16 protein-coding genes are annotated in these 13,727 nt (G+C 69.5%); 6 read left to right on the plus strand and 10 right to left on the minus strand.

All coding sequences use genetic code 11. The annotated features are described in order from the left end of the window. Nucleotides 1-31 precede the first annotated feature (31 nt). Complete coding sequence (locus P3102_RS29735) at nt 32-385, plus strand: hypothetical protein (RefSeq protein WP_007028272.1); 354 nt, start codon at nt 32-34, stop codon at nt 383-385. Between the two features lie 72 nt (nt 386-457). Here P3102_RS29735 and P3102_RS29740 read toward each other — a convergent pair whose 3' ends face one another. The 5 genes from P3102_RS29740 to ctaD all read right to left on the minus strand — a co-directional run bounded on the left by P3102_RS29740 (nt 458) and on the right by ctaD (nt 6,530). Next, entirely contained in the window at nt 458-862 is a 405-nt protein-coding gene (locus P3102_RS29740) for an OsmC family protein (RefSeq protein ID WP_276363613.1), read from the minus strand. 10 nt (nt 863-872) lie between these two features. Then, on the minus strand, nt 873-2,621 hold the full coding sequence (locus P3102_RS29745; RefSeq protein WP_276363615.1) for a serine/threonine-protein kinase: 1,749 nt from the start codon (nt 2,619-2,621) through the stop codon (nt 873-875). 18 nt (nt 2,622-2,639) lie between these two features. Then, a complete protein-coding gene (locus P3102_RS29750) occupies nt 2,640-3,437 on the minus strand; it encodes a peptidyl-tRNA hydrolase (RefSeq protein ID WP_276363616.1) in 798 nt (265 codons plus the stop codon). After that, the gene (serB, locus tag P3102_RS29755) at nt 3,434-4,663 is read right to left on the minus strand and encodes a phosphoserine phosphatase SerB (RefSeq protein ID WP_276363618.1); all 1,230 of its coding nucleotides are present in this window, start codon (nt 4,661-4,663) and stop codon (nt 3,434-3,436) included. The genes P3102_RS29750 and serB overlap by 4 nt, the downstream gene beginning before the upstream one ends. Before the next feature lie 88 nt (nt 4,664-4,751). Next, a complete protein-coding gene (ctaD, locus tag P3102_RS29760) occupies nt 4,752-6,530 on the minus strand; it encodes a cytochrome c oxidase subunit I (protein ID WP_276363619.1) in 1,779 nt (592 codons plus the stop codon). A 136-nt stretch (nt 6,531-6,666) separates the two neighbouring features. Here ctaD and P3102_RS29765 point away from each other — a divergent pair, with 136 nt between their 5' ends. Continuing rightward, on the plus strand, nt 6,667-7,503 hold the full coding sequence (locus P3102_RS29765) for a phosphotransferase (protein ID WP_276363621.1): 837 nt from the start codon (nt 6,667-6,669) through the stop codon (nt 7,501-7,503). A gap of 49 nt (nt 7,504-7,552) precedes the next feature. Here the strand turns inward: P3102_RS29765 and P3102_RS29770 are convergent, their stop codons facing one another. Continuing rightward, nucleotides 7,553-8,020: a glycosyltransferase gene (locus P3102_RS29770; protein ID WP_276363622.1), complete on the minus strand. Its 468-nt coding sequence runs from the start codon at nt 8,018-8,020 to the stop codon at nt 7,553-7,555. 110 nt (nt 8,021-8,130) lie between these two features. Then, nucleotides 8,131-8,868 carry an alpha/beta hydrolase gene (locus tag P3102_RS29775; RefSeq protein WP_276363624.1) on the minus strand — a complete coding sequence of 246 codons (738 nt, stop codon included), beginning with the start codon at nt 8,866-8,868 and terminating at the stop codon, nt 8,131-8,133. Here P3102_RS29775 and P3102_RS29780 point away from each other — a divergent pair. Continuing rightward, complete coding sequence (locus tag P3102_RS29780; protein ID WP_276363626.1) at nt 8,867-9,409, plus strand: GNAT family N-acetyltransferase; 543 nt, start codon at nt 8,867-8,869, stop codon at nt 9,407-9,409. The two genes, P3102_RS29775 and P3102_RS29780, sit on opposite strands and share 2 nt — an antisense overlap. Before the next feature lies 1 nt (nt 9,410). Here P3102_RS29780 and P3102_RS29785 read toward each other — a convergent pair whose 3' ends face one another. Together P3102_RS29785 and P3102_RS29790 are read right to left on the minus strand one after the other, a co-directional pair. Continuing rightward, entirely contained in the window at nt 9,411-9,698 is a 288-nt protein-coding gene (locus P3102_RS29785) for a hypothetical protein (RefSeq protein ID WP_276363628.1), read from the minus strand. Between the two features lie 156 nt (nt 9,699-9,854). Further along, nucleotides 9,855-10,607 (minus strand): helix-turn-helix transcriptional regulator, encoded by a 753-nt coding sequence (locus P3102_RS29790; RefSeq protein WP_276363629.1) that lies wholly within the window; start codon nt 10,605-10,607, stop codon nt 9,855-9,857. Nucleotides 10,608-10,658: 51 nt separating this feature from the next. Between P3102_RS29790 and P3102_RS29795 the strand changes: the two genes are divergently transcribed. Next, nucleotides 10,659-11,222: a class I SAM-dependent methyltransferase gene (locus tag P3102_RS29795; protein WP_276371413.1), complete on the plus strand. Its 564-nt coding sequence runs from the start codon at nt 10,659-10,661 to the stop codon at nt 11,220-11,222. 68 nt (nt 11,223-11,290) lie between these two features. On the opposite strand, the gene P3102_RS29800 is transcribed toward P3102_RS29795, so the two are convergent. After that, nucleotides 11,291-12,415: a nucleotide pyrophosphatase/phosphodiesterase family protein gene (locus tag P3102_RS29800; protein WP_276363631.1), complete on the minus strand. Its 1,125-nt coding sequence runs from the start codon at nt 12,413-12,415 to the stop codon at nt 11,291-11,293. Nucleotides 12,416-12,465: 50 nt separating this feature from the next. Here P3102_RS29800 and P3102_RS29805 point away from each other — a divergent pair, with 50 nt between their 5' ends. After that, nucleotides 12,466-12,678 (plus strand): zinc ribbon domain-containing protein, encoded by a 213-nt coding sequence (locus P3102_RS29805; RefSeq protein ID WP_276363632.1) that lies wholly within the window; start codon nt 12,466-12,468, stop codon nt 12,676-12,678. A 98-nt stretch (nt 12,679-12,776) separates the two neighbouring features. Next, nucleotides 12,777-13,709 carry a hypothetical protein gene (locus P3102_RS29810; protein WP_276363634.1) on the plus strand — a complete coding sequence of 311 codons (933 nt, stop codon included), beginning with the start codon at nt 12,777-12,779 and terminating at the stop codon, nt 13,707-13,709. Nucleotides 13,710-13,727 lie beyond the last annotated feature (18 nt).

Genomic DNA, 13,727 nt, shown 5'->3' on the forward strand with positions numbered 1-13,727 from the left:
TTAACGGAACGCCGAAGACAGGGAGAACCGGTTGTCCCACGAGTCGCCCAACGCACAATCCCGGACCGTCAGCGTCGATGACACCGGAGTGCGGCGCCAGCTCGCGGACGGCAGCGAGGAAGCCGTCACGTGGTCCGAGCTGTCCGCGGTGGTGGTCAGAGTGATTCCTGAAGGCCCGTGGAAGGAAGACGTCTTCTTCATGCTCGCGGGCGCCGACGGCAAGGGCACCGCGATCCCCAGCGGAGACCCGGCCGCCGACGCCCTGATCGAGCGGCTCCAGACGCTGCCCGGCTTCGACAACGAGAAGTTCATCGAGGCCATGACCACCGACGCCGACGAGGCGTACGTGGTCTGGAGCGCCGAAGGCCACGCCGCCAAACACTGAGCCCAAGTGCAAGGAAGGGCCTTTCATAGCAAATTTTGCAATGAAAGGCCCCTTCATCGCACGCGAGGGCGGCTACTCGACCGGGAAACTTTCCGTGACCGGGACGCCCTTCTTCAACGTCCGGCTCACCGTGCACAGCCGCTCGATGGCCCGGTCCACCGCCCCCGCGAGCGCCTCACGCTCCGAAGCGGGCAGCGAGGACACGTCGACGTCGAAAGCCACATGGACCGCGTCGAGCTCCGAAGCGCCTTCGCGCCTGTCCGCGGTCACGCCGACCCGGAACTTCGAGTCCTCCCCGATCCGGCGCGTGATGAGGTTCTCGGCGGTGACGGCCGAGCAGCCGGCCGCCGCGATCTGCAGCAGTTCGGCGGGTGAGAAGGCGCCCTCGGCGCCCTTGCGGCCGATCACGACCTCCGCGCCGCGTTCGTTGCGGCCGATGAAGCGGTGCTCGCCGGCACGCTGGACTTCCAAAGACACGGTTTCCCTTTCAGAGTGGCGGCAACCGGGGGGCGATCTCGCCGGCGAGCCGTTCCGCGGCCGGGCACATCTCCGGCGGCTTCCTGACCTTGTCCGCGACGTAGATCTCCACCGTCTCGATCATGGCACGACCGTCGCCGGTGAAGCTCCGGTGCGGGATCTCGGCCTGGCAAGCCTCCCACTCCGTCGAGATCTCGACGAAGGCCTCCCGCGATCCGAGCGCGATACGCCTGCCGCCGTCCTCGAACGGCGCCCGCTCCCGCTCGAACCGGATCGTCACCTCCGTCTCGCGATGGTTCCAGTAGCACTCCCAGCCGCCGAAGACGGGATCCGGCTTGGCCGGGCCGCCGACGATCGCCTGCGGCAGGTTCCCGCCCAGCGCGCAGGCGTCGAGGCTTCCGAGCGAACCGGCGGGGAACGGAGCGGGACGCCGCTTCACCGGCTCCCGGTTCAGCGAGCCCGCCGCGTACGTGGCCACCGGATCGACGTAATCGCACAGATGCGCGTGCCAGTTCCTGATGTGCCGGGCGTGCACCCAGATCTGGTTACCGTCCGGCAGCGGAACACCCCGTGCGCACTTGTCTTCGGAGTCGCTGGCGATCTCGCGCACGATCAGCTGCCCTGGCCTCGGCCTGTCCAGCAACGGTGACGTCGGCCTCGTCAATTCGAGCCGGATGTCGACGATGTCCTCCTCGTCGGGGCTGAGGCGCAACCGGATCCCGCAAGAGTTGAAGTTGCCACCGGCGGTGTCCGGTTCGGGGGTACCGAGATGCTTCAGCACGACCGGATCCACCAGCGCACACGGATCCGCAGTCCGCCGGTCACCGATCGATTCGGCAGGCGGCGTGGCCGCCATCGACGCCGGTTCCCTCGTGGCGTGGAGCAGCCCGCCGATCAGCGACAGCACCGCGGCGACGGCACCGATCGCCGTGGCTCGCCTGGGCACCCGGAACCGCCGTACCCGCGCGGGAACGGCGACATCCGCGATTCCGGACAGCAGCTCGGCGGCGCGGACGGCGTCCGGCCGACCGGCGGGTTTGCGGCGCAGCAGTTCGCCCAGCACCGGCGTCAGCGATCCCGCCCGGCGGATCGGCTCCAGCGAGTACGACGTCGCCCGCCGGAGCTGGACGAACGGCCCCACGCTCGTGTCGCCCCACACCGACGTGCCCTCGACGGCGGCGAACAGCGTCGCGCCGAGTGAGAACACGTCCGCCGCGGCACCCGCCTGGCGCCCTTCGGCCATCTCGGGCGCGACGTAGCCGGGAGTGCCGACGTCGAAGCCGCCACCGGTGCGGGTCACCTCCGCCCACTGCGCGATGCCGAGGTCGGTGAGTTTGGCGGTGCCGTCGTCGGCCACCAGGACGTTGCCCGGTTTGAGGTCGCGGTGGACCATGCCCTTCTCGTGCATCGCCGCGAGCGCGGCGGCGAGCTGGACGCCGATCTTCGCCACCTTGCCGGGAGGCAGCGGCCCGTCGGTGTCGACGACGTCGGCGAGGTTGCGCGAAGGCAGGTACTCCATGACGAGCCAGCGGTCGTCGCCGTCGATCACGGCGTCGAAGACGGTGACGACGTTCGGATGGTGCAGCCCCGCGCCGATTCGCGCCTCGCGCCGGATCTGGCCACTGTCCCCGGCCCGCGAACGTTTGAGGGCGACGACCCGGCCGAGGTCGAGATCGGTGGCACGCCAGACCACGCCCATGCCCCCGGCGCCGATCCGCTCGTCCAGGCGATAGCGCCCGGCGATCAGTCGGTCACCCATATGGGGAAGTATAGGAGGCTAGGCCCTTCGGGCTAAGACCGTGATGGTTCCGGGATCGACTTCGGTGAATCCGGCGTCCCGGACCGCGACGACACCATCACGGCGCCACGAGCCCTCCGGATCCTCGACCGGGCACAACGCCTTCCACGTCGCGACCGGCGGGGTCCGCACCGAGCACCGGAACCCCGTCTCGGCCCAGGGCGCCCGTTCGGCTTCGTCCAGCAGCGAGGCCAGGATCATGGTCGCGTGCCCGACCTGGGCGGCGCCCTTGCCGACGGTCATCGAGACTTCGGGGTTCAGCAGCAACCTCGGGAGCCCGTCCGGCGCGGGTCCCGGTTCGTCGGCCGGGAGTTCGCTCCCGGAGATCTGCAACCGCGACACCTCTTTCGGGGTGTCGACGACGCGGCAAGGCAGCAACGCCCGCGCCTCGGCACCGTCCACCTCGATCGTGCTGCCCGGCAATTCCTGGACGGCCCGCCAATGCGCACCGCGCGCACGCCGGGCGACCTTGCGGATCCGGCCGTCGACCCAGGCCTTGAGCGGCTCGTGCCAATCTCCGTCGGGCTCGGCGCGTTCGTCGAGACAGACCGCGACCGCGGCCGCCGCGGCGGCTTCCAGCAACGCGGTCCGCGACGGCGGTTCCGCGCGTTCCATCCGCAGGATCACCGGCATGGCGCGGACCTCGGCGGGATCCTCGTCGGAGGTGTCTTCCGCTCGAAGTGCACTTTCCCGCTGAGAGCGCATCAGCACCGTGCTCTCCGCGGGGAGGCCGAACCAGTACGCGTAGCGCGCGGCCAACGGCTCCAGCACGCTCACGGCCGCGAAAGCTCGAGTCCGTCGGCCGCGTCGGCGGCCTCGATCTCGGCCCTGGTGACCCCGAGCAGGAACAGCACGGCGTCGAGGTACGGATGCGAAAGCGCGGTGTCGGCGACCTCGCGCAGCGCGGGCTTCGCGTTGAAGGCGACACCCATTCCGGCGACCGAGAGCATGTCGATGTCGTTCGCCCCGTCGCCGACCGCGACGCACTGCTCCAGCGAGATCTCGTACTCGTCGGCGAACCGGCGCAGCGCCGTCGCCTTGCCCGCGCGGTCGACGATCTCCCCGATCACCCGGCCGGTGAGCTTGCCGTCGACCACTTCGAGTTCGTTCGCGGCGGCGAAGTCGAGCCCGAGGTCGTTCACGAGGGACTGGATGATCTTGGTGAAACCGCCCGAAACGACCCCACAGCGGAATCCCATCCGCTTCAGCGTGCGGATGGTCGTGCGCGCGCCGGGGGTGAGTTCGATGGACGCGGCGACCTCGTCGAGCACCGTCTCCGGAAGCCCTTCCAGCAGCGCGACGCGGCGCTCCAGCGACTCGGCGAAGTTCAGCTCGCCGCGCATCGCGGCCTCGGTGATCTCGCGGACCTGCGGTTCGACACCGGCGTGCGCGCCCAGCATCTCGATGACCTCCCCCTGAATGAGGGTGGAATCGACGTCGAAGACGACCAGCCGCTTGGCGCGGCGGGCGAGCCCGGCGCGCTCGACCGAGATGTCGATCCCGGCCTCGACGGCGGCGTCCGCCAACGCGGTGCGCAGCGCGGCGTCGGCCTCCGGAGTGTCCTGGGCGAGCGAGGCGAACAGCTCCAGCCCGGTGACCGGATAGTCGGCGACACTGCGGATCGAGTCGATGTTGACGTCCAGCGCGGCGAGGCGGCGCGCGACGTCGGAGAACGCCCGCGCGGTGACCGGGCGGCCGAGCATCAGCAGGACATGCGTCGAGTCCTTTTTCCCGATGGCGAACGGGTCGGCGCCGATGGCCGAGCCGATCTTCACCTCGACCTGCATCCCGACGGACGCCATGGCCTGCTCGACGTATTCCTGCAAGCCTTCGGGATCGCGGTACACCCCGGCGAGCACGCCGAGCACCAGCTGGCCGCGGATCACGACCTGCTCGACGTCGAGCACGTCGACGTCGTGGCGCGACAGCACGGCGAACAGCACCGAGGACACACCCGGTTTGTCGGGACCGGTGGTGGTGATGAGAACTGGTGTCTGCGTCACGGGGGTCAGTCTCCCTCAACCAAGTACGAAAAAGGCGCGTGCCTTGCCCCTGTGTGAGGCAAGGCACGCGCCGATTCCGCTGATCGGGTCACTTCTCGCTGGAGTTGTCCTTGGAGTGGTCACCCGGTATGGCCGCCTCGGTGAGCACCTGGGACGGCGCGCTGTGGGAGTTGACCTTCTGCTGTCCGAAGAAGCCGATCTCACCCTCCTTGTGCATGCGCTCGACCATATGCGGATAGTGCAGCTCGAACGCCGGCCGCTCGGACCGGATTCGCGGCAGCTCGGTGAAGTTGTGCCGCGGCGGCGGGCAGGACGTCGCCCATTCGAGCGAGTTGCCGTAACCCCACGGGTCGTCCACCGTGACGATCTCGCCGTACCGGTAGCTCTTGAAGACGTTCCAGATGAACGGCAGCGTCGAGGCACCGAGGATGTACGCGCCGATCGTCGAGATCGTGTTCAGCGTGGTGAACCCGTCCGACTGCAGGTAGTCCGCGTACCGGCGCGGCATGCCTTCGGCACCCAGCCAGTGCTGCACCAGGAACGTGGCGTGGAAACCGATGAAGGTGGTCCAGAAGTGCCACTTGCCGAGCTTCTCGTCCATCATGCGGCCGGTGATCTTCGGGAACCAGAAGTAGATCCCGGCGAAGGTGGCGAACACGATCGTGCCGTAGAGCACGTAGTGGAAGTGCGCGACGACGAAGTAGCTGTCGGACACGTGGAAGTCGATCGCCGGCGCGGCCAGCATGATGCCGGTCAGCCCGCCGAAGAGGAACGTGACGATGAAGCCCATCGAGAAGATCATCGGCGTCTCGAAGGACAGCTGGCCCTTCCACATCGTGCCGATCCAGTTGAAGAACTTCACGCCGGTCGGGACCGCGATCAGGAAGGTCATGAAGGAGAAGAACGGCAGCAGCACGGCGCCGGTCGCGTACATGTGGTGCGCCCACACGGCCACCGACAGCGCGGCGATCGCCAGTGTCGCCCAGACCAAGCCCTTGTAACCGAAGATCGGCTTGCGGCTGAAGACCGGGAAGATCTCCGACACGATCCCGAAGAACGGCAGGGCGACGATGTAGACCTCTGGATGGCCGAAGAACCAGAACAGGTGTTGCCAGAGGATCACACCGCCGTTCGCGGGATCGAACACGTGCGCCCCGAGATGCCGGTCCGCCAGCAGGCCCATCAGGGCCGCGGTCAGGATGGGGAACGCCAGCAGGATCAGGAGGCTGGTGACCAGGATGTTCCAGGTGAAGATCGGCATCCGGTACATCGTCATGCCGGGGGCGCGCAGGCAGATCACCGTGGTGATCATGTTGACGCCACCGAGGATGGTGCCGAGACCGGAGACGACCAGACCGGAGATCCACAGGTCGGCGCCGACGCCGGGCGAGTGGATGGCGTCCGACAGCGGGGTGTAGGCGAACCAGCCGAAGTCGGCGGCGCCACCCGGGGTCAGGAAGCCGGACATCACGATCAGGCCGCCGAAGAGGTACAGCCAGTACGAGAAAGCGTTCAGCCGCGGGAAGGCGACGTCGGGCGAACCGATCTGCAGCGGCAGGATGAAGTTCGCGAAACCGAAGAGGATCGGCGTCGCGTACAGCAGCAGCATGACCGTGCCGTGCATGGTGAACAGCTGGTTGTACTGCTCCTGCGAAAGGAACTGCTGCCCGGGACGGGCCAGCTCGGAACGGATCAGCATCGCCATCGCGCCGCCCACCATGAAGAAGGCGAACGACGTGACCAGATACATGATGCCGATTTGCTTGTGGTCCGTCGTGCGGAACAACCGCAGCAGGTACGAACCCTTGACCGACTCCCGCGCGGGGTACGGGCGCGTGGCGATCGGCTTGGGGGCTACGGCCGTCACTCCTGCCTCCAACACTCAAACCTTGTGGTGGTCAATGTTCTGCCGTCGGCCGGGGTTCGAGACCCATTCCGGCGGCTAAGAAGGATCGTAGCCCTCACTACCGACAGTCGCGCGCACCGGCTGGCAAGATCGCGCCGTGACCGACGAACACACGCGTGCGGGAGTGGCCGCGGCGATCGCCGTCGGTGTTCGGCACGGGCTGCCGACCGGCGCCCCCGAGGTGCTGCACTTCAAGTCGAACGTGCTGGTGAGGCTGGGTCCGGTGGTGGCGCGGGTGCCCGGCACCACACGCCTCGCGCGTGCTTCCCCCGAAGACTGGCTCGCGCGCGACGTCGAGCTGTCGAAGCACCTCACGGAACGTGCTGTGCTCGTCGTCTCACCCACCACCGATCCCCCGGCCGGACCGCATTTCGCCCACGGTCTTCCGGTCACTCTCTGGCATTACACGCCGCACGAACCGGGGCACACGCTGTCGCCGCGCGAGGTGGCGCTTTCACTCGCCCGGGTGCACGCCGCGCTCGCGGACTACCCCGGTGAACTGCCCGAACTCGGCCCGGTCCGCGAATTCCGGACGCTGCTCGACCGGCACGGTTCCGCCATGTCCGGCGCGGCGCCCCGGTTGTCCGAAGAACTCGAACGGGTCGCGGCGGCGCTCCCGGCGGACGAGGTCCGGCCGCTGCACGGGGACGCCCATCGGGGGAACGTCATCGCGACGGCGGCCGGACCGTGCTGGCTCGACTTCGAGGACACCTGGCGCGGACCGCTCGGCTGGGATCTCGGCGTGCTCTACGCGGAGGCCGGTTCCGCGACTTTGGACGCGTACCCGGCGGACGTGACACCGTCGTCGTTGGAGCCGTTCATCGCCCTGCGGCGGTTGTTCGAGGTGCCCTGGCGATTCGTGATCGCGCGGCGGTTCCCCGAGCGGCTCCCGGAGGCCGAGGCCGCCCTGGAGCGCTACTTCCAGCGCAATTAGTCACCTACTTGCGAAGGGGTATCTCCGCAAGTAGGTGACTAATTGCGGGTCAGACGGCGTCCAACAGGAGCGACGCGGCCACCGCCTCGATCATCGTCTTCGCGACGTGCAGCGAAGGCTGCGTTATCGGGCAGTAAGCGGTGAAGAAATAGGGAACACCTTTTCGCTCGGCCACCGAATGGGCGGCGATGTTCAGAACCATTCCCGCGACGACGGCGTCGCAGCCCTCGGCCACTTCCGGCATCGTCTCGAACTGGTCGACGACCCTGGCCTCCGCCATCTTCCGCCGCCCCTCTGGCGTGGCCATCGCCTTGGTCAGCAAGGAATCCGGCTTCGCCGTCGACCGGAGCTCCGGCCTCAGTGGCGCGAAGGAGATCCCAAGACCTTCCGCCCCGTCATGGAAATCCGGCGGTGCGCAGAGCCAGACTTCCCGACCGGCTTCCCGCAACCGCACCGCCAGCGCCACCAGCGGCCGCACCTCACCCCTCGTCCCGACAGTGGACAGGAGTACACGCATGGGAATCCCCCTTCGGCAAAACGTGAAGGCGGGAATTGTGGAGCGGGAATGGGGGCTTGCCGCAAGTCCCCCTGTCCGCTATCCCTTCGAAGCGGCGAGGGAAATGTTTCTCACGCGGGGTACCAGCCCAAGATCGCTTCGACGACTCCGGCCGGATCCTCCAGCGGCGTCAGATGCCCCGCCTCCGGCAGGACGACCAAGGTCGCGTCCGGCAGCGTTTCCGCCAGGGTGTCCGCCGCCTCCAGCGGGGTCAGGCCGTCCTCTTCGCCGACCACCACCAGCGCCGGCACGTCCGCCGCCCGCAGCGTTGCGAGCGAATCGGGCCGGGCCGCCATCGCACGCGCCGCCCACGCGATACCCGCCGGCGGCTGCGTCGTGATCAGTTCACGAAGCCGTCCGGCCACTTCGGGATCGGCCTTGTCGGCAAGTAGTCCGGGCGCGAGGGCGTCGGGCGTCCATCCGGCGCCTTCGGCCTCGACCCGGGCCGCCAAGTCGTGCCGGGCCTGGGCGGCTTCGGGAGTGTCGGCCGTCGCCTTCGTGTCGATGAACACGAGCCCGCCCACCCGTTCCGGCGCGAGGCGCAGCACCGCCATCGTCAGGTAACCGCCCATCGAACAGCCACCGAGGACGACCTCGTCGAGTCCGAGCCGGTCGAGCAACGCCACGACGTCGCGGGCGGCGTCGTCCAGATCCGGCTCCCGGTCCGTCTCCGGCAGCGGACTGCGGCCGAGACCGCGCTGGTCCGGGGTGATCAGCCGCAGCCGTTCCGAAAGCGGCGCGCGGACCGCGTCCCACATGCGGGCATCGACGGGGAAGGCGTGCAGCAGTACCAGCGGGAGATCCTTCATGGCGACGATTCTGTCGCACCCTGGCGCTACCGTCGGATCCGTGTTGACAGAGATCAAGACGGAGAGGCTGCTGTTGCGGCGGCTGCGCGAGGCGGATCGCGAAAACATCGTCGCGCTGCAGGCCGATCCGGAGACGAACAAGTTCAACGTCGTACCGCACACCGTCGAGGGCGCGCGGGAGCTGTACGACGCCTGGATGACGCAATGGGCAGAGCACGGGTTCGGCTATCTCGTGGTGTCCGCCGCCGACGATCCCGAGGTGATCGTCGGCTTCGGCGGCGTCCGCTATCACGAATGGAACGGCGAGCGCGTGCTGAACCTCGCGTACCGCTTCTGGCCGTTCGCCTGGGGCAAGGGCTACGCGACCGAGATGGCGGCCGCCGTCGTCGAATGGGCCGAACGGGAGATCCCCGACACCCCGGTGGTCGCCAACATCATGGTGTCCAACGAGCCCTCGGTCCGGGTCGCCGAGCGGCTCGGCTTCAAGATCCACACGGAGGAGGAATTCGAGGGAGCGCCCTCACTGCACATGCGGCGCTGAATCACCAGCGTCCGGGACGGCGCCGGGACCGCGCGCCCCAGCACGCCTTGTGCCAGTGGCGGCGGTCGGCGACCCCGCCGGTGTCGTCGGCGGGCCAGGCGACCACATGCGGGGTTCCCTGCCGGATCTCGTGGTCGCAGCCGGGACAGCGGTAGTCCTTGGTGGCCTGCGCGCCGGGCACGGTGCGCACCAGCCAGTCGCCGTCGGCGGCGGATTCGGAGCGCGCCCAGCCGGTCGACGCGCCGAGGTCGGGGCGTCGACCGCGTTCGGGCCGGTTACGTCGAGGCACGCCGAAACGGTATACGGCCCCAGGGTGGTGACCCCGCTCGCTCGGCGCCCGGGGTCCGCCGTCCGCGGTCGGTGCTCAGCCGGACGACACCCGTGATCAGCGGGACGACACCCGTGTCCGGACGGACGACGAGCGGGGGAATCCGTGTCGTCCGCGCTAGCCGTCGAAGTAGGCGCCCGGCGTCACCCCGACCGCCCGGCGGAAGGCGTCGACGAACGCGCTCGGCGAGGAGTAGCCGATCCGGCGGGAGACCGCGGTCAGCGGCATGCCCGCGGCCAGCAGCGGCAAGGCCGCGCGCAGCCGGGCCTGCACCCGCCACGCGCCGAAGGTCGTCCGGCATTCGGTGAGGAACAGCCGCGCGAGCGTGCGTTCGCTCGCGCCCGCGTCGCGCGCGAAATCCGCGAGGCCGCGGCGGTCCGCCGGATCGGCGATCACCGCCCGCGCGACGGTCAGCGCACGCCCGTCCGACGGCATCGGCACGGTGATCGGCACGACGTCCACCGGTTCGAGCAGGTCGAAGGCGACGGCTTCGGCCCGGCGGCGCTCGTCGTCGCCGAGGCCCGCCGTGCCGAGGTGCTCCAGCAGTTCGCGCAGGAGCGGGCGGACGGCGACGAGTGCCGGTTCGCGCCAAGGCACCGGGCACCGGTCTCGAGCGGCGTAGATCCCCCGCAGCACGGTCTGCGCGGTGGCGCCCGTGCGGTGCATGACACCCGCCGGGATCCACAGCGCGCGCGTCGGCGGCAGCACCCAGTGCCGAGCGCCGACGTTCACGCTCAAGATCCCCCTCGCCGCCCACGCGAGCTGGTGACCGTCGTGCTCGTGCCACGGAAGCCACGTGCCGGCGGGCAGCTCCATCTCGCCGAGCACCATCGCCGTCGGCATCGGGGGAAGGAGTCCGATTCTCGACATCACTTGGCAGCCTATCGCCTACCGGTCACGGCTAGCTTCGGCTTCATGCCGATGAACCTGGTGCACCGCAAACTCTGCAGTTCCGCTCTGTGGGCGAAAGCCGTCGCCGCCGAGATGCCGGGCAGCGTCGCCGGTTTCGACCTCGGCGACTCCGTGCTGGAGATCGGGCCCGGCTTCGGCGCGACCACCCGCGCGCTCGTCCGGCTCGTCCCCCGGCTCACCGCGATCGAGATCGACGAAGCCTCGGCGGACCTCCTCGAGCGCGAATTCGACGGCCGGGTGCGGATCGTCCGGGGTGACGGCGCGGCGATGCCCTTCGAGGACGGTGAGTTCTCGGCGGTCGTCTGCTTCACGATGCTGCACCATGTGCCGACGACGGCGTTGCAGGACGCGATCTTCGCCGAGGCGTTCCGGGTGCTCCGCCCCGGCGGCGTCCTGCGCGCGATCGACAGCCTGGCGAACGTGCCGTTCCGGCTCTTCCACCTCGGCGACACGATGAACGCCCTCGACCCGGTCTCGCTCTGGCCCCGCCTCACCGCCGCCGGGTTCACCGACATCGACGTCGATCACGTGCCCAAGCGCTCCGTGAAGTTCTCGGCCCGAAAACCCGCCTGACGCAATCCGTCGCCTGGTTGCGGTCGTTGCACGCGCAAGGACCGCAACCAGGCGACGAATTGCGGGGGTCAGCCGCGCGCGAGGACCAGCGGGACGAGTTGTTCGGCCGGGGTCAGCGAGCCGTGTTGGCCGACCATGGAGGACTCGACGGCTTCGGCCAGTTCCCGCACCAGCCCGAACCGCCCTTTCGACGCCACGACCACGTCTCCGATGCGCGGACGGACCCGGTCGGAGACCGGCCCGAACCAGCCCGCCTCGACGGCTTCGTCGCGCGGGAGGATCCACGCCCGGTCGCCGATCACCTCACGCCAGGCCGCCAGCACGTCGGCCTCGGCGCCCGGTTCGCCGTAGACGTGCCGTGCCCGCACCTCACCACCGATGGCCCGGACGCCGCCGAGCAGCGCTGGTGTCTCGTCGATGTCGAGCGCGTCCTCGACGGTCACCATGCCGTGGTCGGCCACGACCGCGAGGAGCGCGCCGGACGGCAGCCCGTCCACAAGGGACTCGACGAGCCGGTCGACGTGGCGCAGCTGCATCCGCCACGGCGCCGAACCGGGTCCGTGGACGTGGCCCAGCAGGTCGAGTTCGCTGTGGTAGCCCCAGCAGAACGCCGGCCGCGTTTCCAGGCAGTGCAGGATGCAGGCGGCCAGGTCGCCCAGCGCGTGAACGCCGACATAACGCGCGCCGGACTGCGTCGCGCGGGTGAGCGCGGTGTCGGCGAACTTCGCCGAAGACACCACGCTGGTCGTGATCCCGGCGGCCGCCGCGCGTTCGAACGTCGTCGGCAGGGGCTGCACTTCGCGTGGTGGCAGCGCGCCGCGGAGATCGCCGCCGTCCACGTGGCTGGTCCAGCGCAACGCGTTCAGGACGCCTGCCCCAGGCATCTCGAAGCTGTACCCGACCAGGCCGTGTTCCCCCGAGGCGAGCCCCGTGCCGATCGCGCCGAGACCGGCGGCCGTCGTCGCCGGAAAACCGACCCGCAGCGGCGACTTCGCCAGCTGGGTCAGCACGGGCGCGTCGGCGGCGTGTTCGGCCAGCAGTTCCCAGCCGAGACCGTCGATGAGCAGGACACCGGCGCCGGCCGCCTCCGCCAGGCCCAGCGAGTTGGCGAACCCGGCGGCACCCAGGGCGGACAGCACGGAGGGGACGACTTGGCCGAGATGCGGCACATGCGCCGCGACAGGCAGTTCCACGCGGCCAGCTTGCCAGCCTCGCGCCGGGAAGGGATGGGATGATGACGGACATGCCGACTTACGCCTACCGCTGCCGCGAATGCGCCGGGACCTTCGAACTACTGCGGCCGATGAGCGAGTCCGGTGCGCCCGCGCCGTGCCCGGAGGGCCACCAGGACACCGTCAAATTGCTGACGACCGTCGCGCTGACCGGCTCGGCTTCCGGCCCGGCCCCCGCCCCCGCGGGTGGGGGCGGCTGCTGCGGAGGCGGCTGCTGCGGCTGACCCACCCGTTCGGGTGGGCAGGAGTGTGATCGCCCGAATGCCGGGCACCCCCCTTTCCACCAGCCTGGAAGCTCCAGTGGTGGAAGGGAGAACGTCCAGTGGCCACATCAGCACTGGCGGCCGTCGACTTCGGTCAAGGCGTGTCGAGCGCCTGGAATTCGGTCGCCACCTTCGTCCCGAAACTACTCGCGTTCCTGGTCATCCTGTTCATCGGCTGGCTGATCGCGAAGGCGCTCGCCAAAGCCGTGGGCATGGTGCTCGAGAAGGTCGGGTTCAACCGGCTCCTCCAACGCGGGGGCTTCGAACAGATGCTCTCGCGCAGCCAGTTCGACGCGTCGAACATCATCAGCAAGATCGTCTACTACGCGATCCTGCTGATCGCCCTGCAGTTCGCGTTCGGCGTGTTCGGCCCGAACCCGGTGAGTTCGCTGCTCAACGAGATCGTCGCCTGGCTGCCGCGCGCCATCGTCGCGATCATCATCGTGGTGATCGCCGGCGCGATCGCCAAGGCGGTCAAGGACCTGGTCGCCAACGCCCTCTCCGGTGTTTCCTACGGCAAGGTGCTCGCCACCATCGCCTCGGTGTTCATCTGGGGTCTCGGTGCGATCGCGGCGCTGAACCAGATCGGCGTGGCCACCGCGGTCACGCTGCCGGTGCTGATCACCGTGCTCGCCACGGTCGGCGGCATCGCCGTCGTCGGGGTCGGCGGTGGTCTCGTCAAGCCGATGCAGCAGCGCTGGGAAAGCTGGCTCGGCCGGGCCGAGGCGGAGATCCCCGCCGCGAAGGCGCAGGCCGAGGCCTACCAGCGCGGGCGCGAAGACGCCGGTCGTTCGGGTGACGTGCCGACCGAGCGCACGGCGGTCCACCAGCCGGTGTCCGCCGGACACCACGCGGCCGACCCGGACCAGCCGGGTCAGCGGCCGACGCAGCACCAGCAGTTCTCGCCCGGCCAGGGCCAGGTGTCCCAGCACCAGGATCCCGGCCAGCGGCCCCCCGGTGGCACCATGCCCCCTTCGCCGGAGAATGACTGACCCTCCAGGGGAACGGGT

The organism is Amycolatopsis sp. QT-25 (genome assembly GCF_029369745.1).
GTDB lineage: Bacteria > Actinomycetota > Actinomycetes > Mycobacteriales > Pseudonocardiaceae > Amycolatopsis.